Raw genomic sequence first — 25886 nt, forward strand, 5'->3', positions numbered from 1 at the left:
CATCCACGACGATACACGGCATTACAGGAGGATAGCGGGTGGAGATCGAACGGCGCGATATCTTGCTGTCGGCCGCCGCGATGGTGGTCGGCATGGCGGCGCCCGCCTGTGCGGCCCCTCCTCGCAAGCTGGGCTATGCTATCGTCGGCCTCGGCTATTACGGGTTGAACGTCATCATTCCGCAATTCGCCAAATGCCGCCACAGCCGGCTCGCGGCGGTGGTCAGCGGCGATCCGGCGAAGGCGAAGCGCGTGGCGGCGGAGCACGGCCTGACACCGGACTCGGTCTATTCCTACGACACGTTCGACCGGATCCGCGACAACCCGGATGTCGACATCGTCTATGTCTGCCTGCCCAATGCGATGCACGCCGAATACACGATCCGCGCGGCGAGGGCGGGCAAGCATGTCCTGTGCGAAAAGCCGATGGCGATCTCCGTCGCGGAATGCGAGGCGATGATCGCCGCCTGCCGCGCCGCGAACCGGCGGCTGATGATCGGCTATCGATCGCATTTCGAACCGCATAATCTGGAGGCGATGCGCCTCGCCCGCGCCGGGGACGCCGGCAAGATTCGCTACGTCCGCTCCGAACACGGTTTCGTTCAGGGCGATCCCGCCAAATGGCGGCTGAAGCGGGCGCTGTCGGGCGGCGGATCGCTGATGGACATGGGCATCTACAGCCTTCAGGCGGCGCGTTATATGACCGGCGAGGAACCCGTCGCCGTCACCGCCCGCGAATCCACCGACCGCCGCGATCCCCGCTTCACGGAGGTGGAGGACATGATCGACTGGACGCTGGAATTCCCCTCCGGCGCGCTCGCCAGTTGCCAGTCGATGTACAGCGCCAACCAGAACCACATCCTGCTGATGGGCGACAAGGGCCGGATCGAGCTGGAACCCGCAACGCAATATGACGGCAACCGGATGTGGACCGGGCGAAACGGCCGGGACCGCGTGATCGAACCCCCGCCCGTTCCCGTCAACCAGTTCGTCGGGCAGCTCGACCATATGGCGGAATGCGCCGCCGCCGGTCGCGAACCGATCGTCTCCGGCGCGGAGGGGTTGCGCGACATGCGGATCGTCGAGGCGATCTACCGCTCCGCGCGGGAGGGGCGGACGATCAGGCTACAGCGCTGACGCCCGTAATGCGGCGCGTTCGACCGTTCGCGCCGGCATCGCGGAGGCGGGCTCCGCGGCTCCCATCGCCGCGCCGATCAGCAACAGCGTCGGATCGTTCGCGCCGACCGCGCGCACCAGGAACGACAGCGCGTCCAGCCGGCCGCGGATCAGCCGTTCGGTAGGCAGCGACACGTTGACCGCGACCATCACCGGCGTATCCGGCGCGAGGCCCGCGCCGATCAGGTTGCGCGCGACGTCGCCTGCCGCGGCTCGTCCCATATAGACCGCAAGCGTCGTGTCGCGGCGGGCGAGCGCGGCCCAGTCGAGGTCGAGCGGCTCCCCCGCCCGCGCATGCGCGGTGACGAAGGTGAGCGAGCGTGCCAGCCCGCGCATGGTCAGCGAGATGCTGCCGGAGGCGGCGGCGGCGCTGGCGGCGGTGATGCCGGGGCAGATGTGGACGGGAATGCCGTGCGCGGCGCAGGCGTCGACCTCCTCGGTCGAGCGGCCGAAGATCGACGGATCGCCGCCCTTCAGCCGCACGACGCGTCGGCCCGCGAGCGCGGCGGCGACGATCAGATCGTCGATCGTGCCCTGATCCTTCGAATGGCGGCCGGAACGCTTGCCGACGCCGACGCGCTCGACGCCCGCTGGGATCAGATCGAGCACGCCGGGGCCGACCAGCGCGTCGTAGAAGACGACGTCCGCGGCGGCGATCAGCCGTTCGGCCTTGCGGGTGAGGAGGTCGGGATCGCCGGGGCCGGCGCCGACCAGCCAGACGGTGCCGGGGGCGATCAGATCATGCGGCATGGGTCGATCCTTCGGCGAGGAGTTTGGCGAGCGCGGGGCGGCATGAGCCGCAGTTGGTGCCCGCCTTCAGCGCGCCGCCGATCGCGGCGACGTCGGTCAGATGCTGCGTCGCGATCGCGGACAGGATCGTCTTCAGCCCGACATCGAAACAGGCGCAGACGATCGGGCCGCCATCGACCTGCACGCCCGGTGCGCGGCCTGCCAGCAGCGTGGCGGCGGCCTGCGGCTCGGCGAGCTGCGCGACCAGCCAGTCGCGGGGTGGCAGGATGCCATCGCGGGTGACGAACAGCGCGGCGGCGAGGCGGCCGTCGCGCAGGATGGCGATGCGGCGGGTGCCGCGTGCGGCGTCGATCGCCTCCAGCCGCTGGCCCGCCGGCAGCAGCGCGTCGAGCGTGGCGGGATCGCCGTTGCCCGCGAGGTCCCAGGCGGTGCCGCACGGCACGGCGACGCGGGTCGCCCATAGACAATCGGGGCGTTGCGACAGTTCGCCGGCGACGATGACGAAGCCGCGCCATGCGGTCTCGACCACGGCGATGCGCGCGGGGGTCGCCTTGAAACCGGGCTGGCCGGAGATCGGGTCGGCGAGCGGGCGGGGCAGGAGCCCGGTGCGGCCGCCGGTGGCGGTGCGATCGGTCCAGTGGATCGGGGTGAACAGCTCGCCGCGCCGCTGCGTCGCGGCGAGCCGCACGCGGAACAGGCTGTCGCCCTGTGGCGTGGCGACGCGGGCGAGGCCGTTGTCGGTCAATGAAAGCGCGGCGGCATCGTCGGGGTGGACCTCGACCAGCGGCTCCTCGCGGTGGCGGGCGAGTTTGGGGCTGAGCCCGGTGCGGGTCATCGTATGCCATTGGTCGCGGTAACGCCCGGTGTTGAGCGTCATCGGCCAGTCGGCGAGCGGGGCCGACAGCGGCTTTTGCGCGACCGGCACCAGCCGTGCGCGACCATCCGGCGTGGAATAGCGCCCGTTCGCGAACGTGGTGCCGCCCCAGCGGAACGGCGCCATCGCGTCATAGGCGGCGTTGCCGGTCGCCGCCTGACCCGGCAGCGCGAACAGCCGCTCGCCGTGGTTTTCATAGGCCGACAGCCGGCAATGTTCGCGCCAGATCTCGGCGGGGCGATCATAGGCGAAGGCGGTCTTCCACCCCATGCGCCTGCCGACTTCCTTGACGATCCACCAGTCGGGCTTGACCTCGCCAGGCAGAGGCAGGAAGGCGCGCTGGCGGCTGATCGTGCGGTCCGAATTGGTGACGGTGCCGTCCTTCTCGCCCCATGCCGCGGCGGGCAGGCGGACGTGGGCGTGGACGCTGGTGTCGGTGTCGGCGATCACGTCGCTGACCACGACGAAGGGGCAGGCGGCCAGCGCTTCGCGCACGCGGCCGGCATCGGGCATCGAGACGGCGGGGTTGGTCGCCATCACCCACAACGCCTTGATCCGGCCGTGACCGAGTTCGCGGAACAGGTCGACCGCCTTCAGCCCCGGCTTCGTCGCTATGTTCGGCGCGGCCCAGAAGCGGGCGACGCGGGCGACGTTGTCGGGGGCGAAGTCCATATGCGCCGCGAGGGTCGTGGCGAGGCCGCCGACCTCTCGCCCGCCCATCGCATTGGGCTGTCCGGTGATCGAGAAGGGGGCCGCGCCGGGCTTGCCGATGCGCGCCGTCGCGAGATGGAGGTTGATGATCGCGTTGACCTGATCGGTGCCGGCGAGCGACTGGTTCACCCCCTGGCTGAACATCGTCACCGTACGCGGCGTCGCGGCGAACAGGTCGAAGAAGCGCCTGAGGTCGTCCGGCTGCACGTCGCAGACGCGCGCCGTCGACCACAGGTCGCTTCCCTCGCCGAACCCGGTCCAGAAATGGGCGGGAGTCGCGACGTGGCGCTCCAGATAGGCGTCATCGACCGCGCCGTTCGCGCGGCACCATGCCAGCAGGCCGTGCATCAGCGCGACGTCGGTGCCGGGGCGGATGGCGAGGTGCAGGTCCGCCTCGTCCGCGGTTTCGGTGCGGCGCGGGTCGATGACGACCAGCTTCGTACCCCTCGCGGCGCGGGCGGCCATGATGCGCTGGTAGACGATCGGGTGACACCAGGCGGTGTTGCTGCCGACGAGCACGATCAGGTCGGCGGCGTCGAGGTCGTCGTAGCTGGCGGGGACGATATCCTCGCCGAATGCGCGGGTATGGCCGGCGACCGCGCTCGACATGCAGAGGCGCGAGTTGGTGTCGATGTTGGCCGAGCCGATGAAGCCCTTCATCAGCTTGTTGGCGACGTAATAATCCTCGGTCAGGAGCTGGCCGGAGACGTAGAAGGCGACGCTGTTGGGGCCGTGTCTGGCGATGGTGTCGCGGAACCTGCGGGCGACGAGGTCGAGCGCCTTGTCCCATGTGGCGCGGCGCTGGCCGATCATGGGGTGGAGCAGACGCCCTTCGAGGCCGATCGTTTCGCCGAGGTGCGTGCCCTTGGAGCAGAGCTTGCCGTGGTTGGCGGGATGGTCGGGGTCGCCGGCGATGGTGGCGGTGCGCTCGCCGGTGGGGGTGGCGACGATGCCGCAGCCGACGCCGCAATAGGCGCAGGTGGTGCGGACGGGCTTCAAAGCCCCTCCCCTTGAGGGGAGGGGTTGGGGTGGGGCCTGTCCGCGGACGATGGTCTCGGTGAGACACCGCCCCACCCCCAACCCCTCCCCTGAAGGGGAGGGGCTTTCTTCTTGCTACTCACGCCGCCGCCTTCAGCACGCTGGTCCGGCAGATCAGCACCCGCCCGGCGGAGACCTTCACCGGCACCACCGGGGTGCAGCCCTTGTCCTCGCCGAGCGCCTCGCCCGTGGTCAGCGATATCCGCCAATTGTGCAGCGGACACGCCACCGCACCGCCGTGCACGATCCCCTGCGACAGCCGGCCGTGCTTGTGCGGACAGCGATCTAGCAATGCGAAGACCTTGCCGTCGCCGGTGCGGAACACCGCGATGTCGTCGCCGCCGGTCACCTGCACGGTGCGGCTGCCGCGGACGGGGATCTCGTCGACCCAGCCGATGTCGAGCCATTCGCCGGTCATGCCATTTCCCTCGCTGCGTCCAAAGGTGTGAAGACCGCCATCGGTGCATGCTGTTCGCGCGCGTCACCTGCCGCGCGGGCGGCCCAGGGATCGTCCTGCGAGAAGGTCTGCGAATAGCGGAAGCGTGCGGCCAGCGCGTCGCGACCTTCCGCGTCTTCGGCGATGCGTTCGCGGATATAGTCTACGCCGATCCGCTCGATCCATGGCGCGGTGCGTTCGAGGTAGCGGGCTTCCTCGCGGTACAACTGGATGAAGGCGGCGCAGTAATGCATCGCCTCCTCCTCGGTTGCGACCTTGCAGAGGAAGTCAGTGGCGCGGACCTTGATCCCGCCGTTGCCGCCGACGTGGAGTTCGTACCCCGAATCGACGCAGACCACGCCGAAGTCCTTGATCGTCGCCTCGGCGCAATTGCGCGGGCAGCCGCTGACCGCGATCTTGAACTTGTGCGGCATCCAGCTGCCCCACGTCATCCGCTCGACCTTCACGCCCAGCCCGGTCGAATCCTGCGTGCCGAAGCGGCACCATTCAGACCCGACACACGTCTTCACCGTGCGCAGCGACTTGCCGTACGCATGGCCGCTGACCATCCCGGCGGCGTTCAGGTCCGCCCAGACCGCGGGCAGATCCTCCTTCCTGATCCCGAAGATGTCGAGGCGCTGGCCGCCGGTGACCTTGACCATCGGCGCATCGAACTTCTCGACCACGTCGGCGATCGCGCGCAGTTCCTTCGGCGAGGTGAGGCCGCCCCACATGCGGGGGACGACCGAATAGGTGCCGTCCTTCTGGATGTTGGCGTGTAGCCGTTCGTTGACGAAGCGGCTCTGCTGGTCGTCCTTATACTCGCCGGGCAGCGCGCAGAGCAGATAGTAATTGAGCGCGGGGCGGCACGACGAACAGCCGTCGGGGGTGCTCCACGTCAGCTTCTGCATGACTTCGGGGATCGAGCGCATGTCCTGCGCGACGATCTCTCGCCGGACGTCGTCGTGGCCGAAGCTGGTGCATTTGCACATCGTCTTGACGGTGCGCTCGCCGGAATAATCGTCGCCCAGCGTGACGGCGAGCAACGTCTCGACCAGCCCGGTGCACGATCCGCAGGATGCGGACGCCTTGCAGGTGGCGCGCACGGCGTCGAGCGTCGTGTTGCCGGCGCCGATGCACGCGACGACCTTGCCCTTGGTGACGCCGTTGCAGCCGCAGATCTCCGCGTTGTCGGAGAGCGCCGCAACGGCCGCCTTAGGGTCCGCAACGCCTCCTCCCGAGGCGAAGGCCTGTCCGAAGATCAGCATGTCGCGGATCGCCGACACGTCCTCCTCGCGTTTCAGCAGGTCGAAATACCAGCCGCCGTCCGCGGTATCGCCGTACAGCACCGCGCCGACGACCTTGTCGCCGCGGACGACGACGCGCTTGTAGACGCCGCGCGAGGCGTCGCGCAGCACGATGTCCTCCGCGCCGTCGCCGCCCGAGAAATCGCCCGCCGAGAAGACGTCGAGGCCGGCGACCTTGAGCTTGGTGGAGGTGACCGAGCCGCGATAGCCGCTGTGCTTCTCGACCAGCCCGTCGGCGAGTGCGCGGCACATGTCCCACAAAGGCGCGACGAGGCCATAGACGTTGCCGTCATGTTCGACGCATTCGCCCACCGCGAGGATCGAAGGGTCGGAGGTGACCATATGGTCGTCGACCTTGATTCCGCGCCCGATCTCCAGCCCGGCGTCGCGGGCCAGCGCGACCGAGGGGCGGATGCCGACCGCCATGACGACGAGGCTGGCGGGGATGACGGTGCCGTCCTTCAACTGCACGCCCTCGACCTTGCCGTCGCCGACGATCGCAGCGGTGTGCGCTTCGGTCAGGATGGTCTGGCCGCGGGCTTCGAGCGCGGATTTGAGCAGCCAGCCCGCCGCCTCGTCGAGCTGCCGCTCCATCAGCGTCGGCATCAAGTGGATGACGGTGACCTTCATGCCGCGCAGGGTGAGGCCGTGCGCCGCCTCCAGCCCGAGCAGCCCGCCGCCGATCACCACCGCATCGCCGCCGGCTCCCGCGGCGGCGAGCATGTGGTCGACATCCGCCATGTCGCGGAAGCTGATGACGCCGGGCAGGTCCTTGCCGGGCACCGGGATGATGAACGGATCGGAGCCGGTGGCGATCAGCAATTTGTCGTAGGACACGGTGCGGCCCGAGCGCGCCGTCACCGTCTTCGCAGCGCGATCGATAGCCTGCACCGGATCGCTCGAAACCAGCTCGATCGCGTTCGTCGCATACCAGGCGGCATCGTTGATGACGATCTCGTCGAAGGTCTTCTCGCCCGCGAGCACCGGCGACAGCATGATACGGTTATAGTTCACATGCGGCTCTGCGCCGAAGATGGTGACGCGGTAGCGGTGCGGATCGCGGGCGATCAGTTCCTCGACGGCGCGGCAGCCGGCCATGCCGTTGCCGATGACGACCAGATGCTCAGCGGTGTTCATCATAGGGTCCAGTCCAGTTGGAGCCAGAGTTTGCGGGTGTCGGTGGCGAACAGGTCCGCGTCGTAATCGGCGTAGCGGACGCCCGCGACGGTGCGGCCGAGCTTCGCGCTCGCGAGCAGGTCGATCTCGTTGCCGTAATGGCGAACGAGCCGGTCGCTCCCGAACCGGTGGTAGATCGCCTGCACCGACACGTTCTTCAGCGTGCCGATTTGCTTCCAGCCCCAGCCGGCGCTGGCGTAGAGATCGCGGATGCCGTCGGGCGGCGTGGTGGTGAACTTGTCCGCCCAGCCCTGAAACTTGAAGATCGCCGACAGCGGCGTCTGGAAGCTCGTCAGCGCGCCGCCCCGATCCGCGCCGAGCACCTCATACCCCCCGCCCAGCTTCGGCCCGGCGAGGTCGACCGCGATGTCGGCGAGCCAGTAATCGGCGCGATAGTCGTTGGGGTTGCGATGGTAATCGGACTGGCGCGCATGGCTCGCCTGCCACGCGACGGTCGCCTTGCCGAGCTTGCGCGATCCCGCAAGCCGCACGCCGTAGCTCTGGCTCGACAGGCGGTAGCCCTGCACCGGCGCCTCGTCCTGATCGACCAGATAGGCGAAACCGCTCAGCGTGCCGATCGGCGACGCCCAGCCGAGCGTCGCGAAGACATTGTCGCCGCCCACCGCCTGCGGCCGTGCGCCGAACCCGTCGATACCCCAGATGGTGCGGACGCTCCATGCATAGGTGACGTCCGCCTTCACGCCCTTCACCGGCACGATCTCGGCGCGCACCGCGTCGAAGGTCTGGCCGTTGTTGCGGATCGCCGCCGCGCCGACGAAGCGTTCGTCGTCCAGCTGGATGCGCTGCCGCCCCGCCGTCACCGTCAACGGCGCGCTGCGATACTGAACCTGCGCGCGATAGAGGCCGATGCTCTCGGGATCGGCGATCAGCGGGCGGCGCGTGGCCGGTCCGCTCAGCCCGTCATAATAACGTCTGATGATCGCGAGATTGCCCTGTGCCTCCGCCAGTGCCGACCACGGCCCTTCGCTGACCTGCACGCCCGCCCGCACCCGCGTCGTCACCGCATCGGCGTCGCCGGGCAGCGCGGCCTGATCGACATGCTCGTGACGCACGCGAACCTCGACCAGCGGGGCGATCGTCTGCGCCGCGACGGGGGTCGCACCGACGGCGATCAAGGGAAGAGCGATGACGTGGCGCATGTCAGATCCGCACGCCACCGGCGGCACCCCAGCGCGCGCGCCAGCCGCCCTTGACCAAGGCCAGCCCGGCCAGCGCGACCAGCGCCAGACCCGCGAAGATCAGGAAGCCCGACGAAAAGCTGCCGGTCATCTGCTTCGCGATCCCAAGCGACGAAGCGAGATAGAAGCCGCCGATGCCGCCTGCGAACCCGACCAGCCCGGTCATCACGCCGATCTCCGCCGCGAACCGCTGCGGCACGAGCTGGAACACCGCGCCGTTGCCGGTGCCGAGCGCCAGCATCGCACAGACGAACAGCGCCAGCGCCGCCTCGACGCTGTTCGCCGTGGATACGCCCGCCAGCGCCAGCGCGGCGACGAGGAACACCGCGGTCAACGTCTTTACCCCGCCAATCGCATCGGCCAGCGCCCCGCCCATCGGCCGCACCAGCGACCCGGCGAACACGCACGCCGCGGTGCAATAGCCGGCCTGGATCGTCGTCAGCCCGAACCGGTCGGTGAAATAGATCGGCAGCGACGCCGCCAGCCCGACGAACCCGCCGAAGGTCACCGCGTAGAAGCCCATCAGCGACCATGCGTCCGCCGTCTTCAGCGGCGTCAGATATTGCGCGAGGCTCTTGGGTGCGGGGGCGTTCGGCGCATCCTTCGCCATCATCATATAGGCGACGAACACGAGGGTCAGGGGCACGCAGGCGAGGCCGAGCACCGCGTTCCAGCCGAACAGCTTGGCGAGCGCGGGGGCGAACAGCGCGGCGAGCACGGTGCCCGAATTGCCCATGCCGGCGAGGCCCATTGCCTTGCCCTGATGCTGCGGCGGATACCAGTGGCTGGCGAGCGGCAATGCGATCGCGAAACTGGCGCCGGCGAAGCCCAGGATGACGCCCAGCGCCAGCGTTCCGCCAAAGCTGTTCACCCCCAGCGTCCAGGCGGAGAACAGTCCCGCGATGACGATGATCTGGCTGATCGCGCCCGCCTTCTTCGGCCCGATCCGGTCGACCAGCAGCCCGTTGACCACGCGCAGGATCGCGCCAGCGAGCGTCGGCGTCGCGACCATCAGGCCCTTTTCGGCGGGGGTCAGCGCCAGCGTCTTCGCGATCTCGGGAGCGAGCGGCCCGAGCAGCACCCACACCATGAAGGCGAGGTCGAAGTAGAGGAACGCGGCGATCAGCGTCGGCGTATGGCCGCTCGCCCAGAAACCGGTCTTGTCCGTCGTCGTATCGTCTTGCCAGAGTGCCGTCGCCATGTGCCGTCCCCATCTGCGCTGGACAAAGAAAAAGCCGCCAGGACGGCGGCCATCACTGGCTGCATCCTGGCGGCTTCGTTGCCGTTGAAGGGTGGCGTCGCCGCCATCCGTCGCCGCAGTGCCTGCCCCCCGTTGGAAAGGCGCTGCGTCTATTTCGTGTCCGGCATCATTGCCCGACGATTCGAAAACTGCCTGATTCGCAGGGTCGGCGCAAGTGCATTTCGCACATGCAGCAAACGACAGCCGGGCCGCTACTCCGCCAGCCCGGCCAGATAGGCCGGTATCTCGTCGGGATCGAACGCCCGCCCGTCGAAGAACCGGTCGCTCCCCAATATCAACCGGCCCTGCGTCGCCCCCACGCCGGTCGCCTCACCGATCGAACCCTCCATCTTCGAACTCGCCCCCGGCAGCGTCGCCGACGATCCCGCCAGCGCCGCCCGGTACAGGTCCGGCCGGAACACCCCTTCCGCCGCCTTCGCCTCCCCCGCGGAGAACGGCGTGCCATCCCACCGCGTCATCTGCGAATAGAGCCACGCCGCCTGACTGCGCCACGGGAAGTTCGCCGCCTCGCGGTACTGGAACATGAAATCCGGGATGTGCAGCGCCTCCGCATCGCGTGCCAGCCGCACCCGGTCCGTGATCGCGCGCAGCACCGTCTCCGGCGGTGCATTGCAATATTCGGGGCGCGACAGGATCGCCGCGCTGTCCTCCGCCGTGTCCGGCGCGACGAAATGCGCCGCGGCCCGGTGCAGCGCGCGGATCAGCGCCGCGACCTCGTCGCCCCGCTCCGCCACCGTGTCCGCCCGCAGCGCCAGCACCTTCTCCACGCCCCGCCGCCAGATCTGCGCGGTGACCAGTGCGATCCGGCCGACCCCGCGGTCGACCGCGATGCTGTTCCACGGCTCGCCGACGCAGATGCCGTCGACCTCGCCCGCCGCCAGTGCATCGGCGGCGAAGGGCGGGCTGGTCACGACGATCTCGACATCGCGATCGGGCTGGATCCCCGCTGCCGCCAGCCAGTATCGCAGCATGTAATTGTGGCTGGAATAGCGATGCACCACCCCGAACCGCAGCCGCGTTCCCGCCGCCGCCCGCTCCACCGCGACCGCCCGCAGCCGTTCACCCAGCACCACCGGATCGGCCAGCCCGTCGCCCAACTCCACCGCCGCCGCGAGGGCCGTCGACAGCGTCACCGCATTGCCGTTCAGCCCCAGCACGAACGGCACGCTCAGCGGCACGGCGGGCCGCCCCCGTCCCAGACTGGTCGCGATCGCCAGCGGCGCGATCAGGTGCGCGGCATCGGTGTGACCATAGAGCAACCGGTCGCGCACCGTCGCCCACGTCATGTCGCGCACCAGCTCGATGCCCACGCCCTCGGCCGCGGCAAAGCCCTGTTCATGCGCCAAAATCGGCAGGGCCGCATCGACCAGCGGCAGGAAACCGATGCGGACCATCACAAATCTCCCATCAGCGCGTCGCTGGTGACGATCGCCTCGGCGATCTCCGCGATGCGCCGGTTGGACTGCATCGCGTGGTTGCGCAGCAGCGCATAGGCGGCAGGCTCGTCCAGCCCGCGCCGCTTCATCAGGATCGCCTTCGCCCGGTCCACCGCCTGCCGGTCGGCCAGCGCGCTCTTCGCTTCCGCCAGTTCGTTTTGAAGCCGCGCGAACGCCTGGAACCGCCGCACCGCCAGATCGAGTACCGGCTTGATCCGCTGCTTCGCCAGCCCATCGACGATATAGGCCGACACGCCCGCATCGACCGCCGCAGCCGTCGACTCCGCATCGCTCTGATCGACGAACATCGCGATCGGCCGGGCGAGCGCGCGAGACATGGCGAAGAAATCCTCCAGCACGTCGCGGCTGGGATTCTCCAGATTGACCAGCACCACCTCCGGCCGCGCCGCTTCCAGTTGCGCGAGCAGCGGCCCGGCGGGATCGATCAGCACCAGATCGCCCAGTCCCGCATCGCGCAGACCATCGGAGATGATCGCCGCGCGCGTCGTGCTGGTGTCGATGATCGCGATCCGCATGCCGGCATTATGCTGCACTGCGGCCGAAAACCAAGCGTTACGCTTCGTCGCACCCGCCGGAGCCATGTCGCCCCTGTGTCGTTACGCCCCTGAATCATTGCAGATGAAAGGCTTGGAACATGGCACGCACGGCAGAAAAACGCGGCAAGGACGAGACGAAGGCCGCCGAGAAGACGGTCAAGGCAACCGGCAAGCCCGCTGGCGGCGCCCGCGGCGGCATCACCGCCCCCGTCACCCCATCCCCCGACCTCGCCGAAATCGTCGGCAAGGACGACCTGCCGCGTAGCGAGGTCGTCAAGAAGGTCTGGGACTACATCAAGAAGCACGACCTCCAGGACGCCAAGGATCGCCGCCAGATCAACGGCGACGACGCTCTGGCCAAGATTTTCGGCAAGAAGTCCGTCAGCATGTTCGAAATGAACAAGCATCTGAGCGCCCACCTGACCGCCAAGAAGGACTGACGTCGGCGCGAGGGGAAGGGTGGCGGCGCCGTTCGCATCCGGTGAACGCCACCCGCCTGTCGTCGCGAAGGGCAACACGACATGGCGATCGGAAACTGGAGGCGCACAGGCTCTCGCAAAGTCAAAAATGCGTGTATGTTGCGCCTCTTCGAGTTAGGGATCGAGGCGGACAGTGTCGCCGATATCCGTCATGCCCGGCCGTAAGATGAAACCGGCCCTTCACGCAGGATACGGCGCACAGGACTAAGCTTGGCCTGAGCCTCCAGACCCACCCCCAACGATCACAACAGCTTGTCCAGCGTGATCGGCAGGTCGCGCACCCGCTTCCCCGTCGCGTTGAACACCGCGTTCGCCACCGCCGCGCCGACGCCGGTGATGCCGATCTCGCCCACGCCGCGCGCGCCCATCGGGGTGTGGGGGTCGGGGATGTCGGTCCAGATCACGTCGATCTCCGGCACGTCCATGTGCACCGGCACATGATATTCGGCGAGGCTGGGGTTCATGATCCGGCCGTTGCGCTCGTCGAACTGCGTCTCTTCCATCAGCGCGAGGCCGAGGCCCATGATGATCCCCCCGCGGAACTGGCTGGCCGCGGTCTTGGGGTTGAGGATGCGGCCGCAGTCGAACGATCCGAGGAAGCGGCTGACCCGCACCTCCCCCGTCACCGCGTTGACGCGCACTTCGCAGAACATCGCGCCGTGCGAGTGCATCGACCAGTGCATCGTCTCCAGCGGCGCAGGCGGCGTCGCCTCCACGACCACCTCGTCGCGTTGCGCCCGCGACAGGATCGACGCATAGCTTTCGTGCCGCGTGCGGTCGTCGGTCTTGGCCAGCCCGCCGTCGACGCCCACGACCTCGTCCGCGTCCAGTCCCGCCAGCGGCGAATCGTTGCCCGCCAGCTTCAGCAACTCCGTCACCAGGTCGCGGTATGCCGCCATGACGGACGCGCCGATCGCCGCCGTCTGCTGCGACCCGCCCGCCATGACGACGCCGGGCAGCGTGCTGTCGCCATAGCGGAACGTCACCTGCTCCATCGGCAGCCCCAGCCGGTCGGCCGCGACCTGCGTCTGCGCCGTGGCGGTGCCCATGCCCATGTCGTGCGCGGCGATATCGACCGTCGCATGCCCTTCACGGCTCAGCGTGATCCGCGCCGCGCCGCCGGGCATCCGGTAATAGGGATAGGTCGCGGTCGCGACGCCGGTGCCGATCAGCCATTCGCCCTCGCGCCGGCTGCCGGGTGCGCCGCGATCCGCCCAGCCGAACCGCGCGGCCCCGTCGCGATACGCCTTCTCGATCTCGCGCGACGAGAAGGGCGCGCCGGTCGTCGGGTCCTTGTCCGGCTCGTTGCGCAGGCGCAGTTCGATCGGGTCGATGTCCATCGCCACCGCCAGCTCGTCGATCGCGCTCTCCAGCGCGAACGTGCCGACCGCCTCGCCCGGCGCACGCATGAAGGTGTTGGCGACCATGTCGAGATACGCGACCTCGACGTCCAGCGTCATGCTGCCCGCGGCATAGGCGCTGCGCGTCGGCAGGATGAACGGCTCGGGCAGCACGTTGTGCCGGCTCATCGCCGTCGTGCCGGTGTGGATCAGCGCGTCGAACCTGCCGTCTTCGGACGCGCCGATCGCCACGCGCTGCTCCGTCACGGTGCGCCCGCCGACGATCCGGTAGACGCCCTCCCGCGACAGCATCAGCCGGACCGGCCGGCCCGAAAGCTTCGATGCCGCGGCAGCGAGCACCTGATGCTGCCACAGCCCCTTGCTGCCGAAGCCCCCACCGACGAACGGCGACGTGACATGCACCTTGTCCTCGGAGAGGCCGAAGACATGGCCCAGCGACCACGCCATGTGCGCCACCATCTGCGACGCATCGTGGACCCGCAGCGTATCGCCCTGCCACGCCACCGTCGCCGCATGCAGTTCGATCGCATTGTGGCTGTGACGCGGTGTCGTATAGGTCCGGTCGACGCTGTGCGCCGCCGCGGCCAGCGCCGCCGCCGCATCGCCGGTCGCGAATTGCAGCGGCTGGCCCATGAAATTGCCGGGCTCGGTCCCCTTCGCCTTCGCCTCCGCCATCGCGGTCACCGAATGCTCGGCCTCGTATTCGATCGCGATCAGCGACGCGGCATGATCCGCCTGTTCCTGCGTCCCCGCCAGCACGAGCGCGACGGGCTCACCGTTCCAGGAGATGCGATCGTCCTGCATGATCGGCAGGTCGTTGCCGCCACACGCCTTTTCCGATGTCAGGAACAGCGGCATCGGCGCCATGCGCGGCGCGTTGCGATACGTCATCACCAGTTCGACGCCCGTCGCGGCCTCAGCCGCATCTGTGTCGAGCGCCGCTACCCGCCCCTTGGCGATCGTGCTGAACACCAGGGCCGCATAGAGCATCCCGTCGAGCGGGAACTCCGCCGCATAGGTCGCCTCGCCACGCACCTTGATTGGCCCGTCGAGGCGGGAGATCGGCTTGCCGATATGCCCATGCTGCTGCCGGATCAGCGGATCGGGCTTTCCTCCCGGCATGAAGCTGTCGGGCGCCATCTGGATGGCCTTCTGCATCACGCCCTGAACGGCGCCCTGTACGGCCTGCTTGGCGTCCTCGACGATGCTCATGCGCTCACTCCCGCCAGATCGGCCAGCACGGCCGCGATCGTCCGCGTCGCCAGTTCGACCTTGAAGCCGTTATCGCGCAGCGGCTGCGCATCGGCGAGTTCGGCCCGGGCGGCGGCGGTGAAGGCCGCCACCGTCGCCGGTCCGCCGCGCAACGCTTCCTCCGCCCGGAACGCCCGCCACGGCCGGTGCGCCACCCCGCCCAGCGCGAGGCGCACGTCCGTCACCCGGCCATCCTCGACCTCCAGCGCCGCCGCCACGGAGATCAGCGCGAAGGCATAGCTCGCCCGGTCCCGCACCTTGCGATAGGCGGAATGCGCCGCCATCGGCATCGCCGGCAGCTCGATGGCGGTGATGAGTTCGCCCGGCTCCAGCATCGTCTCGATTTCGGGATGCTCGCCTGGCAACCGATGCAGATCGGTCAGCGGCAATGTCCGCGTGCCGCCGGCGGACGACAGGTGCACGACTGCATCCAGCGCTGCGAGCGCCACGCACATATCCGACGGGTGCGTCGCCACGCACGACGGCGACGCGCCGAGGATCGCGTGGATGCGGTTGAACCCCTCGATCGCATCGCATCCCTGCCCCGGCTGCCGCTTGTTGCAGCGCGATCCCTCGACATCGTAGAAATAGGTGCAGCGCGTCCGTTGGAGCAGATTGCCGCCCACCGTCGCCATGTTGCGGATCTGCGCGCTCGCTCCGGCGAGGATCGCGCGCGACAGCACCGGATAGCGGGTCCGCACGGCGCGATGCTCCGCCAGCGCGGTGTTGGTCGTCGCCGCCCCGATCATCAGCCCGCCGCCCTCGGTATCCTCGACGCCGTCGGACAGCCCCGTGACGTCGATCAGCGTCGTCGGGCGCTCCACCGCCTCGCGCATCAGATCGACGAGATTGGTCCCGCCCCCGAAGAACTTGGTGCTCGCGTCGGTCGCGCGTTGCACCGCGTCCGGAGCATCGGCGGCACGCGTGAAGGTGAAGGGCGTCATTCTGCGGCCTCCGTCCCGGCATAAACCTCGAAGATCGCATCGACGATCCCGTTATGCGCCCCGCAGCGGCACAGATTGCCGCTCATCCGCTCGCGCAGTTCGTCGCGGTCGAGCGCGATCGTCTCCGCCGACAGATCGCCGGTGACATGGCTCGGCACGCCGCGCTTCACCTCCGCCGCCATACCGATCGCCGAGCAGATCTGACCTGGCGTGCAATAACCGCACTGGAACCCGTCATGCTCCACGAACGCCGCCTGCAACGGATGCAGCACGCCGCCCTGCGCCAGCCCCTCGACTGTCGTCACCTCGCGCCCGTCATACTGCACCGCCAGTGCCAGGCAGGAGATGATCCGCTGTCCGTCGACCAGCACGGTGCATGCCCCGCACGCGCCCTGATTACAGCCCTTCTTCGTTCCCGAAAGCTGCAATTCCTCGCGGAGAAGATCGAGCAGCGAAACGCGCGGATCGGTCGGCAGCGGAACAGGTAAACCGTTGACGGTGATGGACATGGTGCATGTCTCCTTGAACGGGTCGAACGTAGATCAATCATGGTGCAGCGGCAACGCGTCCCGCAACCGGTGCGTTGAGGCGGCTCCCGATGAAAGGTGCCGTCGTTGTTGAAGGTTCTGGTCGCCGAGAGCGAAACCCCCGAGGAGCGCGACGCGCGTCGGGAGCATACCGGCAAAAGCTCCGGTGAAAGCTATGCGGCGACGCTGGATCAGATGATGCCGGGCGCGGACATCACCCGCATCGCGCCCGCCGACGAGGATGCCCGGACCTACACCGCGGACGAGCTGGCGGACTATGACGGCGTGTTCCTGACCGGCTCGCCGCTCCATGTCTACGACGACACGCCCGCAGTACGCCGGCAACTGGCGTTCATGCGCGCCGTCTTTGCCTCCGGTACGCCGTCGTTCGGCTCCTGCGCCGGTCTTCAGGTCGCGGTCGCAGCGGCGGGCGGTAAGGTGCGCAAGATGCCGGACCGGCTGGAGGCGGGGATCGCCCGCCGGATCGTCGCCACGCCGGAGGGTTGCGACCACCCGCTGCTCGCCGGCCGGACGATCGTGTGGGACGCTCCTGCGATTCACGGCGACGAGGTCGAGGAACTTCCGCCCGGCGCGACCCTGCTGGCGGGCAACGGCTCGACGCGGGTGCAGGCTGCGGAGGTCCGCCACGACAGGGGCGTGTTCTGGGGCGTGCAATACCATCCGGAATTGTCGCTGGCGGAGATCGCGACCGCGTTACGCCGTCAGAAGGACGGGCTGGCGGACGCCGGCCTTGCCCGTGACGACGCCGATGTCGAGGCGCAGGCCGATCTGCTCGACGCTCTCGACAACGACCCCGCCTCGCGCCCGCTGCGCTGGCGGCTGGGTGTCGACGACGCGTTTGCGGACGAGTCCGGCCGGCGTGTCGAACTCGGCAACTTCATTCGGGCGCTGGTGCTGCCGCGCCACGCTGCTCGGTCAGCACCTGCCAGCCCGTGATGAACAGCGCGCCCGCCAGCGGCCCGACGACGATCCCGCTCAGCCCGACGAGGTCGATTCCACCCAGCGTCGTCACCAGCACCAGCCAGTCGGGGATGCCCGTGTCGCGCCCGACCAGGATCGGGCGCAGGATGTTGTCCGCCAGCCCGATGACGAGCACGCCCGACAATACCACGACCACCGCCTGCCAGATCGCCCCCGTCGCCAGCAGATAGACCGCCACCGGTCCCCAGATGATCGCAGGACCGACCGCCGGCAGCAGCGCCGCGATCGCCATCAACAGGCCCCACAGCAAAGCCGCCGGCAAGCCGACGATCCAGAAGGTGATCGCCCCCAGCGCGCCCTGCACCAGCGCGACGACGCCCGATCCCTTGATCGTCGCGCGCACCACGGCGACGAACTTTTCCGCGAAACGCTCGGCCACCGCCGGCTCCAGCGGCAACGCACGGACGATCGCCGGGCCGATCCGGCCGCCGTCGCGCAGCAGGAAGAAGGTGACGTACAGGCCGACGCCGAACGCCAGCAGGAACGCCGCCGCATTCGCGCCGATCGAGAATGCCTGCCGCGCCAGCATGCTCGCGCTGCTGCCGATCGCCTCCGAGATGCTCGCCTGCGCGCGTTCGAAACTGTCGAACCCGGCGCTGTCGAGCAATCGCTGGAGCCGCTGCGGCAGCGCGTCGTGCATCTGCTGGAAATACGACGCGAAGTTGATCTGGCCGGATCGCATCTGGTTGTAGACGCTGGCCGCCTGCTCCACGACCAGACTGGCGACGATCATCGCCGGGATCACGACCGCGAAGGTGATGATGAGCATCGTCACCGCCGCCGCCGTATTCCGTCGTTCCGGCCACCGCGCCAGCAACCGCTGGAACAGGGGCTGGAACAGCAACGCCGCCAGCGCCGCCCACAGCAGCGCGCCGGCGAAGCTCGACACCACGAACCCCAGTGCGAGGGTGAACGCGACGACGAAGAGGATCAGGCCGCCATTTTCGACGCGCTGACGGTGGACGGCCATAGGTGCTGCCTTGCGAGAGTTCGACGACGCGATCGGAAAACGCGCCGGGATGAGGGGGCTTGAACCCCGCAACACGCATTTCGCTCCCGAAACCATTTGCGGCAAGCGCAACCACCCGCCCCGTCATGCGGGTTCGTTCCGGCATAACAGGATCCTGGGGCCCGCCTTCGGACGCACCCGCACGCTCTTGCGATCAGCTGCATTTCCCCCGACAACACGTACATGACCGACCTTGACCGCCGCAGCCTGATCGCGCTGAGTCTCACAGCCGCCGCCCTGCCCGCCACGATGGCCGCCGCTGCGGAGGCGGAGACGATGCCGCTGTGGCCGGGCCGTCCACCCGGCGCGCGCGCGACGCTGCCGAAACCTGGCCGCAAGCCGACCCCGGAAGCCCGCATCACCGGCGTCGCGCAGCCGACGATCGCCATCCGCCGCCCGGCCACGGCGAACGGCATCGGCGTGCTGGTGATCCCCGGCGGCGGCTACGGCTTCGTATCGCTCGATAATGAGGGCAATCGCGTCGCCGATCGCCTGGCCGCGCAGGGCTATACCGTCTTCATCCTCACCTATCGCCTCCCCGCCGAGGGCTGGGACGCACAGGCCGACGTGCCGCTACAGGATGCGCAGCGCGCGATGCGGCTGATCCGCGCGGGCGCAACGCGGTTCGGTATCGATGCGGCGAAGGTCGGCGTTCTCGGCTTCTCCGCCGGCGGCCACCTCGCCGCCAGTCTGGCGACCGCCTATGACGAGCGGGTCTATACGCCCGTCGATGCCGCGGATCGCCAGCCGGCCAAACCCGCCTTCGCCGGCCTGATGTACGCCGTCACCACGCTGGAACTGCCGGATACGCATGTCGGCAGCCGCGAGAATCTGCTCGACCGGAACGCCCCCGACGCCGCGGTCTTGCGCCGTTCGCCGCTCCGTCACATCGACGCGAAGACGCCCCCCTGCTTCCTCGTCCATGCGCTCGACGACGATGTCGTGCCGGCATCATGCAGCCTGCGCTGGCTGGACGCGTGCATCGCCGCGAAGGTGCCGGTCGAGGCGCATATCCTGCAAAGCGGCGGCCACGGCTTCGGCGTGCAATTGCCCGACGCGCAGCCCGGCTCGCTCTGGCCAGAGGCGTTCGTCCGCTGGGTGCCGCGCCAGTTCGCGTAACCGTCAGGGAGCCTTGGCGCGCGTCGCCTTGGCCTCCGCCGTCAGCACCAGTTCGGCGGCGAGCAGCGCGCCGTCCTGATCCTGCGCGACCGACGTGCGCTCGACCAGATCGTTCACGAACTGCGGCCCGAACGGCAGCGGCACCTTCGAACAGTCGATGTAGCGCATGCCCTTGCGATCGGCGACGAACAGGTGGTTGCCGCCCGGCCGGCCCGCGATATCGACATATTTGCGCAGCTCGATGTACCCTTCAGTGCCGAGGATGAAGAGCCGCCCGTCGCCCCAGGTCGACAGGCCGTCGGGCGTGAACCAGTCGACGCGGACATAGCCGGTGCCGCCGTCGCCGTTCAGCACCATGTCGCCGAAATCCTCGAATTTCGGATGCTGCGGATTGCCGAAATTGCCGGTCTGCGAGGCGACGACATGCGCGCGCTTGCTGCCCGTCAGATACACGAACTGGTCGGCCTGATGGCTGCCGACATCGGTCAGGATGCCGCCGTTCCGCGCCGGGTCCCAGAACCAGTCGGGGCGGCTGGACGCGGAGATACGGTGCGGCGCGAGATTGACGGTCTGGATCACCCGCCCGATCGCGCCGTCATGCACCATCTGCCCGGCCATGACCGCGGCGGGCACCTCCAGCCGTTCGGAATACATGATGCCGTATTTGCGCCCGGTCTGCTTGATCGTGCGCCGCACCTCCGCCAGTTGCGCCAGCGTCGTCACCGCCGCCTTGTCGCTCAGATAATCCTTGCCCGCTTTCATGACGCGGATGCCGAGCGGGGCGCGCAGGCTGGGGATCGCGGCGCTGCACACCAGCTTGATCGTCTTATCGTCGAGGATCTCGTCCTCGCTCCGCGCCAGCTTCGCAGCCGGGTACCGCTTCTGGAACATCGCGATCTGCTTCGGATCGGTCGCGTAGAAGCTGGTCAGCACGCCGCCGCCGCGGATGATCGCGTCGGTGATGCCATAGATGTGGTTGTGATCCATCCCGATCACCGCGAACGGCACGCGGTACTTCGCCTCCGGCGCGGGCCGCGCCATCGCGCTTTCGGTCGGCGCGTCGCCCCGTGTCGCGGACTGTGCGAGCGCGTCGGCGGCGAACCCGACGAGCCCGGCGGTCAGGCCCATGCCCAGAACGGCGCGGCGATTGGAATCGGTCACGGTGGCAAATTCCCTTAAATGGTCACGAGGCCGGTCGGCCAGGTCAGCGCCTCGCCCTTGTCCATCGCCTGTTCGCCCAGCAGCGACGCGACGCTGGCATTATACGCCTGATACAAAAGCCCCGGCAGCGGCTTGCCCGATCGCACCGCCTCTCCGAAGCCCTCGAACTGGAGCATCGTCTCGTCATATTCGCCCCAGCCGAGCGAATCGCCCGGCGTGGTGACGGGCAATTCCGGGAACCACGTCGCGCCACCGATCGGCACGACGCGCTTGTGCCCGCGCTTCACGTCGGCCTGCATCCGTTGCAGCGCCAGCGTCTTGGGCGGGATTTCCTGATAGATGCGGCCGAGTTCGGGCTCGATCGATCCCTTGCTCCCCTGGATCTGCTCCTCGCAGCCATAGCGCGCATTGTTCAGCAGCGACGTGTAGATGAACTTCCGCCCGCCCGCATATTCGTAGATCAGCGCGACATGGTCGTACACCTCGCGCCCGTCCTTCCAGTAGCAGATGCTGCCGGAGCCCAGCACGCGCGTCGGCACGCCGTCGAGGAACCAGTTGCCGACCTGTAGCTGGTGCGTCGCCAGCTCCGTCATCAGCCCGGCGGAGCTTTCGCGGTACAGCCGCCAGTTGATGCGGCGATCGTTGCTGTCCGCCGGCACCGGCCGCCGCCAGCTGTTGTTGCGGTGCCAGCTCGCCCGGATCTGCGTGATCGTGCCGATCTCACCGGCCTTCACCCTGCGCAGCGCGTTGAGGTAGGTCGGATGGAACATGCGCTGGTGCCCGATCTGGAGCACCTTGCGGCTGTCCTGCGACTTGCGGACCATCGCGCCGCAATCGGCGATCGTCCGCGCCATCGCCTTCTCGCACCAGACATGCAGGCCGGCGTCGAACGCATCCATGCTGTGCTTCGCGTGCATGTTCAGCGGCGTCGCGATCACCACCGCGTCCAGCCCGCCCGCGTCCAGCATAGCGCGATGATCGGCGAAGGTCGGCGTCCCCGCCGCGACCCATTGCTGCGCCTTGACGATATTGGGTGCATAGGTGTCGCAGATCGCGGCGACCATGCAGTTGCGCGTCTTGCCGATATTCTGGATCAACGCGCGACCGCGATCGCCCGTGCCGATCACGCCCAGCCGCACCTTGCCCGTGCCCAGCGTCTGCGCCCCCGCTGCCATCGCGGCCCAGGGCGTCGCCGCGGACATCGCCGCGCCCGCCGTGGCCATCAGCACGCGATCGATGAACGATCGGCGCGTGAGGTCGAAATCCTTCTCGGTCATCACACAAGCATCCTGGCTGATTCAACGGGGGCAAGATCGAACAGGAACCGCCGCGCACCGCCCCGCAGGCGCGCGACCTCGTCGTCGGCGGCGACGATCAGCGCGGTGCTGAGCATCTCCGCATGCGATCCGCTGCGATCGACCACCACGGCGGATCGCGCGGCGCTGATGACGGCGGCATCGGTCGGCCGGATCATCGCCGCACGACCGGGCGCGAGCGTGCCGGCCCCGACCGTGGACGAGATCGACAGCGCCTCGTCGGCCAACTCCAGCTCGATCAGCACGCGGTCGGGGCGCAGCGGATCGGGGATCGAGAACGGCCAGCCGCCACCCAGCGGATGCTCGCCGATCACCGCGATCGAACTCTCCCCCGCCGACAGCAGCGCGCAGGAGACGCCCGCCCGGCGCAGTTCCGCCGCCGCCCGGTCGAGCGCGAAGCCCTTGCCGAACCCGCCGAAATCCAGCGCGAGCGGCTGGAGCGCGGCGATACGGCGAGTACCTTCGTCGAACTGCACGTCGCTCCACCCGCCTGCCTGCCGCGCATCGGCGGTCGGGTCGAACAGCCCGAGCGTCAGGTCCCGTGCCGCGTCGATCGCGACCAGCGCGTCGAACAGCACCGGATCGTCCACCGCGACGCCCTGCCCCGCAAGCAACGCCTCGTTCAGCGCCGTCGTCACGGACGGGCGATGGATCGTCAGCGCATCGTCCACCGCCTCGATCGCGCGCCGCGCCAGCATCAGCGCGTCGTCGTCGCCGGGACCGAACCGGTGCAATTCCACGCGCGTGCCCATCGCGAAGAAGCACGCGATACCCGTGCTGTCCGACGATGGTCGCGCGTCCAGCGTCATGATCGCATCCGGCGTCAGGCCTTGACCTCCCAGCCGGGCTGATAGTCCACGGACCACAGCTTCATCGCCTCCGCGCTGGTCGGCTTGCCGGTGGTGGGGTCGACGGTCAGCACGCTCTTCGTCCGATACGCCATATTTCCCAGATGGCACAACGTCGTACTGATATGCCCCTCCGCAATCGGGGAGGCGAGCTGGTTCGATCGACCACGGATCACATCGAGGAAATTGGCGGCGTGATACACGTCCAGCGCCCCCTCCCCGACCGTGCCCGTCGTCTCCGAACTGTTCGGCGCGGTCACCTGCCGGATCGACTTGCCGGCCAGATCGTACAGCTCGAACCCGTTGCGATCGACCACCGCCGATCCCTTCGTGCCCAGCAACAGCACGCCACGCCCGCGGCCATAGGTCAGCTGCCCGTTGCAGCTCTGCCCGTTCCAGCGGATCGCGCGATCATTGTCGTAGATCAGGTCGAGCGCGAGCGAATCGTACATCTCCCAATCGTCGCCCTGATAGAAGCGCCGCGCGCCGCGCGCCGACACCGTCTTCGGATAGGTCACGCCCATCAACCAGCGCGCCACGTCCAGTTCGTGCATCGCGTTGTTGCAGATCTCGCCGGTGCCGTACTTCCAGAACCAGTGCCAGTTGTAGTGGACCAGGTTCGACCGGTACGACCCGCGCGGGCGTGGCCCCTGCCACATGTCCCAGTTCAGCTCGGCCGGCGGCGCGACCTCCTTGCCGTTGCCGATCGACTTGCGATTGTTCGCGTACCAGGTCTGCGCCTCGTACACGTCGCCCAGTTCGCCCGCCTGGATCATCGTACGAAGCTGCTGCGTCTCGCGGCTGCTGCGCTGCTGGTTGCCGACCTGCAACGTCCGCCCGGTGCGCTTCTGCGCGGCGATCAGCGCCTCGCCCTCGGCCGGCGCGATCCCGATCGGCTTTTCGATATAGCAGTGGCGCCCCGAATCCATCGCGTCGATCGCCAGCTTGGCATGCCAGTGATCGGGCGTCGCGACGGTGACGATGTCGACCGCCTTCTTGTCCAGCAACCGTCGGTAATCGGCCTCGGTCTTGATCCTCGCATTGCCCTTGGCGGCGAAGGCGGCGGCGCGTTTCGCCAGCACCGCGGAATCGCAATCGACCAGATGCGTGATCTCGACGTTCGGCTGCTTCGCGAAGGCGCTCATATGCGCCTGTCCGCGGCCGTTGACGCCGACCACGGCCACCCGCAGCCGGTCGTTCGCGCCCTTGATCTGCGCATAGCTGCGCGCGCTGATCGCGATCCCCAGCGCCGCGCCGGCCCCGGTCATCATCGTGCGACGGTCGAGCATGTATCCCATCCCCCTTAAAGTTCGCGGATCTTGATAGATCGGAAATCGACGCGGTTGCCGTGATCCTGCAACAGGATCGGCCCCTGCTCCCACTCGCCGAAATTCGGCCATTTGGCGTATTTGCTCTGCGCGACCAGCGCCCGGAACTCCGGCGAGCCGCGCTCGTAGTCGACGACCTTGAAGCCGTTCAGCCAATGCTCGACATGCTTGCCGCGCACGACGATGACGGCGCGGTTCCACTCGCCCGGCGGGTTGACCCGCTTGCCCGGGCTGTCCGGGTCGAGCAGGTTGCGCGCGGTGATGAGGTCGTACAGCGACCCGATCGTGCGGTTGCCGTCGCGGCCCATCTTGGCGTCCGGATGCCGGGCATCGTCCAGCAACTGATACTCCAGCCCGATCGCCGATCCGTCACCCTTCAACAGATTGGGGTCGACGAAATACTTGATGCCGCTGTTCGCCCCCTCGGTCAGGCGGAAATCGACCGAAAGCTCGAAATTGCGGTAGTCGCGCGTCGTGATGATGTCGCCGCCATTGGTCGACTCCGCACCGCCCGCGCCCTCGACCGTCAGCAGGCCGTTCGCCATCGACCAGCCCTTCTTGGGAAAGCCGGCCGCCTTCGCGCTGCGCCAGCCTTTCGCCGTCCTGCCGTCCCACAACAGCTTCCATCCAGCGCGTTGTTCGCCGCTCGACAGGCGGTTCGACAGCCAGCCCTGCTGCTCGATCCCCGTCGCTGGCCCCGTCGCGGACCCCGTCGCTGGCCCCGTCTCAGGCAGCGCGAAGCGCGCGGGCCGGTCGGTAATCATCCGCACGTTGCGGAACCGCGCTTCCGGATGCCGCGCCGCCTCGTCGTCCGGAATGGCGTGGACCTGGAACGCGATGAAGCCGCGCGCGTCGACATCGTCGACCACGTCCGCCGCCGGCACGCCGTTGACCCACGTCCTCAGCCGGTCGCCGATCGCCTCCACCCGGTAATGATTCCAGTCGCCCGACCGGAAGGTCCGCCGCGCCGCCTCGTTACGGCCCAGCGTATAGAGCCATTGCCGCCGCTGCTCGTCGTACAGCCCGCCACTCCACGCGCGCTTCGACGGGTCGATCTCCGCCTGATAGCCGAATACGACGCCGTTCCTGTAATCCGGCCGGCTCTGCCCCCGGATCATCACGCCGGAATTCAGCTTCGGATCGGTCTTCGCATCGAATTCGATGATGAAGTCGCCATATTGCGCGTCCGACACCAGCCAGCTGTTCGTCTTGCTGATCTCCGCGCGTCCGACCAGTTCGCCGTCCGCGACTGCATAGGTCGCCTTGCCGCCGACCGCATGCCAGCCGGCCAGACCGGCGCGCGGCGTCACGTCGCGCCACGGCGCATCCGCCTGTTTCGCCTGAGCCTGGTTCGACTGAGCCTGCCCCACCTCAACCGGCGCGGCCGCCGGAACCGATCCGGCTGCGGCCAGCGATGCGGTCGCCACGGCCAGAACCGCAAACCCTCGGACCATCCTCATGTGCCTTGCCCCTGCTGGGCGATCGACCTGACGCGAATCGCGGCATCGGCCTTCGCCTGTTATCATGTATGCACCGGTGCTTGTCGCACCTCTCCTGCCACCGACCCTAAATCGTGGTCGGACCACACGCAATAGAGATGTCAGACATTTGTCGCCAAACC

At 68.4% G+C, this 25886-nt stretch carries 21 protein-coding genes; 4 read left to right on the top strand and 17 right to left on the bottom strand.

Translation table 11 applies throughout. The features are described 5' to 3' along the window. The first annotated feature begins 38 nt into the window (after positions 1 to 38). On the top strand, positions 39 to 1136 hold the full coding sequence (locus tag ASG07_RS12275) for a Gfo/Idh/MocA family protein (RefSeq protein ID WP_082474773.1): 1098 nt from the start codon (positions 39 to 41) through the stop codon (positions 1134 to 1136). Here ASG07_RS12275 and cobA read toward each other — a convergent pair. The 8 genes from cobA to ASG07_RS12315 all read right to left on the bottom strand — a co-directional run bounded on the left by cobA (position 1125) and on the right by ASG07_RS12315 (position 11899). Continuing rightward, complete coding sequence (gene cobA, locus ASG07_RS12280; RefSeq protein WP_055846767.1) at positions 1125 to 1925, bottom strand: uroporphyrinogen-III C-methyltransferase; 801 nt, start codon at positions 1923 to 1925, stop codon at positions 1125 to 1127. The two genes, ASG07_RS12275 and cobA, sit on opposite strands and share 12 nt — an antisense overlap. Beyond that, positions 1915 to 4509 carry a nitrate reductase gene (locus ASG07_RS12285; RefSeq protein ID WP_055846770.1) on the bottom strand — a complete coding sequence of 865 codons (2595 nt, stop codon included), beginning with the start codon at positions 4507 to 4509 and terminating at the stop codon, positions 1915 to 1917. Before ASG07_RS12285 ends, cobA begins: the two co-directional genes overlap by 11 nt. A 118-nt stretch (positions 4510 to 4627) precedes the next feature. Further along, the gene (nirD, locus tag ASG07_RS12290; protein ID WP_055846773.1) at positions 4628 to 4966 is read right to left on the bottom strand and encodes a nitrite reductase small subunit NirD; all 339 of its coding nucleotides are present in this window, start codon (positions 4964 to 4966) and stop codon (positions 4628 to 4630) included. Then, a complete protein-coding gene (gene nirB / locus ASG07_RS12295; RefSeq protein WP_055846776.1) occupies positions 4963 to 7431 on the bottom strand; it encodes a nitrite reductase large subunit NirB in 2469 nt (822 codons plus the stop codon). The genes nirD and nirB overlap by 4 nt, the downstream gene beginning before the upstream one ends. After that, entirely contained in the window at positions 7428 to 8627 is a 1200-nt protein-coding gene (locus ASG07_RS12300; protein WP_055846779.1) for an alginate export family protein, read from the bottom strand. Before ASG07_RS12300 ends, nirB begins: the two co-directional genes overlap by 4 nt. 1 nt (position 8628) lies before the next feature. Then, complete coding sequence (locus tag ASG07_RS12305; RefSeq protein WP_055846783.1) at positions 8629 to 9867, bottom strand: nitrate/nitrite transporter; 1239 nt, start codon at positions 9865 to 9867, stop codon at positions 8629 to 8631. A 251-nt stretch (positions 9868 to 10118) separates the two neighbouring features. After that, positions 10119 to 11321 (bottom strand): CmpA/NrtA family ABC transporter substrate-binding protein, encoded by a 1203-nt coding sequence (locus ASG07_RS12310; RefSeq protein WP_055846787.1) that lies wholly within the window; start codon positions 11319 to 11321, stop codon positions 10119 to 10121. After that, positions 11321 to 11899 (bottom strand): ANTAR domain-containing response regulator, encoded by a 579-nt coding sequence (locus ASG07_RS12315; RefSeq protein WP_055846790.1) that lies wholly within the window; start codon positions 11897 to 11899, stop codon positions 11321 to 11323. Before ASG07_RS12315 ends, ASG07_RS12310 begins: the two co-directional genes overlap by 1 nt. Before the next feature lie 119 nt (positions 11900 to 12018). Here ASG07_RS12315 and ASG07_RS12320 point away from each other — a divergent pair, with 119 nt between their 5' ends. Beyond that, a complete protein-coding gene (locus tag ASG07_RS12320; protein ID WP_082474774.1) occupies positions 12019 to 12360 on the top strand; it encodes an SWIB/MDM2 domain-containing protein in 342 nt (113 codons plus the stop codon). 281 nt (positions 12361 to 12641) lie between these two features. On the opposite strand, the gene ASG07_RS12325 is transcribed toward ASG07_RS12320, so the two are convergent. From ASG07_RS12325 to ASG07_RS12335, 3 genes are read right to left on the bottom strand one after another with little or no spacing between them, the layout of a single operon-like run. Next, entirely contained in the window at positions 12642 to 14972 is a 2331-nt protein-coding gene (locus ASG07_RS12325; protein WP_055846794.1) for a xanthine dehydrogenase family protein molybdopterin-binding subunit, read from the bottom strand. Further along, entirely contained in the window at positions 14969 to 15955 is a 987-nt protein-coding gene (locus ASG07_RS12330; RefSeq protein ID WP_055846798.1) for an FAD binding domain-containing protein, read from the bottom strand. Before ASG07_RS12330 ends, ASG07_RS12325 begins: the two co-directional genes overlap by 4 nt. Further along, a complete protein-coding gene (locus tag ASG07_RS12335) occupies positions 15952 to 16464 on the bottom strand; it encodes a 2Fe-2S iron-sulfur cluster-binding protein (protein ID WP_055846801.1) in 513 nt (170 codons plus the stop codon). Before ASG07_RS12335 ends, ASG07_RS12330 begins: the two co-directional genes overlap by 4 nt. 105 nt (positions 16465 to 16569) lie before the next feature. On the opposite strand from ASG07_RS12335, the gene ASG07_RS12340 reads away from it, so the two are divergent. Further along, positions 16570 to 17439: a type 1 glutamine amidotransferase gene (locus ASG07_RS12340; protein WP_055847148.1), complete on the top strand. Its 870-nt coding sequence runs from the start codon at positions 16570 to 16572 to the stop codon at positions 17437 to 17439. On the opposite strand, the gene ASG07_RS12345 is transcribed toward ASG07_RS12340, so the two are convergent. Further along, entirely contained in the window at positions 17381 to 18454 is a 1074-nt protein-coding gene (locus tag ASG07_RS12345; protein WP_055846804.1) for an AI-2E family transporter, read from the bottom strand. The two genes, ASG07_RS12340 and ASG07_RS12345, sit on opposite strands and share 59 nt — an antisense overlap. Positions 18455 to 18676: 222 nt before the next feature. On the opposite strand from ASG07_RS12345, the gene ASG07_RS12350 reads away from it, so the two are divergent. Next, positions 18677 to 19612 carry an alpha/beta hydrolase gene (locus ASG07_RS12350; RefSeq protein WP_055846808.1) on the top strand — a complete coding sequence of 312 codons (936 nt, stop codon included), beginning with the start codon at positions 18677 to 18679 and terminating at the stop codon, positions 19610 to 19612. Between the two features lie 3 nt (positions 19613 to 19615). Here the strand turns inward: ASG07_RS12350 and ASG07_RS12355 are convergent, their stop codons facing one another. Genes ASG07_RS12355 through ASG07_RS12375 form a run of 5 tightly spaced genes read right to left on the bottom strand, consistent with a single transcriptional unit; the run spans position 19616 to position 25725 of the window. Then, positions 19616 to 20773: a Gfo/Idh/MocA family protein gene (locus tag ASG07_RS12355; protein ID WP_201781016.1), complete on the bottom strand. Its 1158-nt coding sequence runs from the start codon at positions 20771 to 20773 to the stop codon at positions 19616 to 19618. A gap of 14 nt (positions 20774 to 20787) precedes the next feature. Further along, positions 20788 to 22050, bottom strand: coding sequence for a Gfo/Idh/MocA family protein (locus tag ASG07_RS12360; protein ID WP_055846811.1), 1263 nt, complete (start codon positions 22048 to 22050; stop codon positions 20788 to 20790). Continuing rightward, positions 22050 to 22898: an FAD:protein FMN transferase gene (locus ASG07_RS12365; RefSeq protein ID WP_055846814.1), complete on the bottom strand. Its 849-nt coding sequence runs from the start codon at positions 22896 to 22898 to the stop codon at positions 22050 to 22052. The genes ASG07_RS12360 and ASG07_RS12365 overlap by 1 nt, the downstream gene beginning before the upstream one ends. Positions 22899 to 22912: 14 nt before the next feature. Then, positions 22913 to 24226 (bottom strand): Gfo/Idh/MocA family protein, encoded by a 1314-nt coding sequence (locus ASG07_RS12370; protein ID WP_055847155.1) that lies wholly within the window; start codon positions 24224 to 24226, stop codon positions 22913 to 22915. A 14-nt stretch (positions 24227 to 24240) separates the two neighbouring features. Continuing rightward, positions 24241 to 25725 carry a 3-keto-disaccharide hydrolase gene (locus ASG07_RS12375; RefSeq protein WP_236694665.1) on the bottom strand — a complete coding sequence of 495 codons (1485 nt, stop codon included), beginning with the start codon at positions 25723 to 25725 and terminating at the stop codon, positions 24241 to 24243. Between the last annotated feature and the right edge of the window lie 161 nt (positions 25726 to 25886).

It is taken from the genome of Sphingomonas sp. Leaf343, from assembly GCF_001423765.1.
Taxonomy (GTDB): domain Bacteria; phylum Pseudomonadota; class Alphaproteobacteria; order Sphingomonadales; family Sphingomonadaceae; genus Sphingomonas.

Coding starts and splice junctions, on each gene's coding strand:
- cobA (WP_055846767.1), bottom strand. CDS start 1,925: ATGCCGCATGATCTGATCGCCCCCGGCACCGTCTGGCTGGTCGGCGCC.
- nirD (WP_055846773.1), bottom strand. CDS start 4,966: ATGACCGGCGAATGGCTCGACATCGGCTGGGTCGACGAGATCCCCGTC.
- nirB (WP_055846776.1), bottom strand. CDS start 7,431: ATGATGAACACCGCTGAGCATCTGGTCGTCATCGGCAACGGCATGGCC.
- ASG07_RS12300 (WP_055846779.1), bottom strand. CDS start 8,627: ATGCGCCACGTCATCGCTCTTCCCTTGATCGCCGTCGGTGCGACCCCC.
- ASG07_RS12305 (WP_055846783.1), bottom strand. CDS start 9,867: ATGGCGACGGCACTCTGGCAAGACGATACGACGACGGACAAGACCGGT.
- ASG07_RS12310 (WP_055846787.1), bottom strand. CDS start 11,321: ATGGTCCGCATCGGTTTCCTGCCGCTGGTCGATGCGGCCCTGCCGATT.
- ASG07_RS12315 (WP_055846790.1), bottom strand. CDS start 11,899: ATGCGGATCGCGATCATCGACACCAGCACGACGCGCGCGGCGATCATC.
- ASG07_RS12320 (WP_082474774.1), top strand. CDS start 12,019: ATGGCACGCACGGCAGAAAAACGCGGCAAGGACGAGACGAAGGCCGCC.
- ASG07_RS12325 (WP_055846794.1), bottom strand. CDS start 14,972: ATGAGCATCGTCGAGGACGCCAAGCAGGCCGTACAGGGCGCCGTTCAG.
- ASG07_RS12330 (WP_055846798.1), bottom strand. CDS start 15,955: ATGACGCCCTTCACCTTCACGCGTGCCGCCGATGCTCCGGACGCGGTG.
- ASG07_RS12335 (WP_055846801.1), bottom strand. CDS start 16,464: ATGTCCATCACCGTCAACGGTTTACCTGTTCCGCTGCCGACCGATCCG.
- ASG07_RS12345 (WP_055846804.1), bottom strand. CDS start 18,454: ATGGCCGTCCACCGTCAGCGCGTCGAAAATGGCGGCCTGATCCTCTTC.
- ASG07_RS12350 (WP_055846808.1), top strand. CDS start 18,677: ATGACCGACCTTGACCGCCGCAGCCTGATCGCGCTGAGTCTCACAGCC.
- ASG07_RS12360 (WP_055846811.1), bottom strand. CDS start 22,050: ATGACCGAGAAGGATTTCGACCTCACGCGCCGATCGTTCATCGATCGC.
- ASG07_RS12365 (WP_055846814.1), bottom strand. CDS start 22,898: ATGACGCTGGACGCGCGACCATCGTCGGACAGCACGGGTATCGCGTGC.
- ASG07_RS12370 (WP_055847155.1), bottom strand. CDS start 24,226: ATGCTCGACCGTCGCACGATGATGACCGGGGCCGGCGCGGCGCTGGGG.
- ASG07_RS12375 (WP_236694665.1), bottom strand. CDS start 25,725: ATGAGGATGGTCCGAGGGTTTGCGGTTCTGGCCGTGGCGACCGCATCG.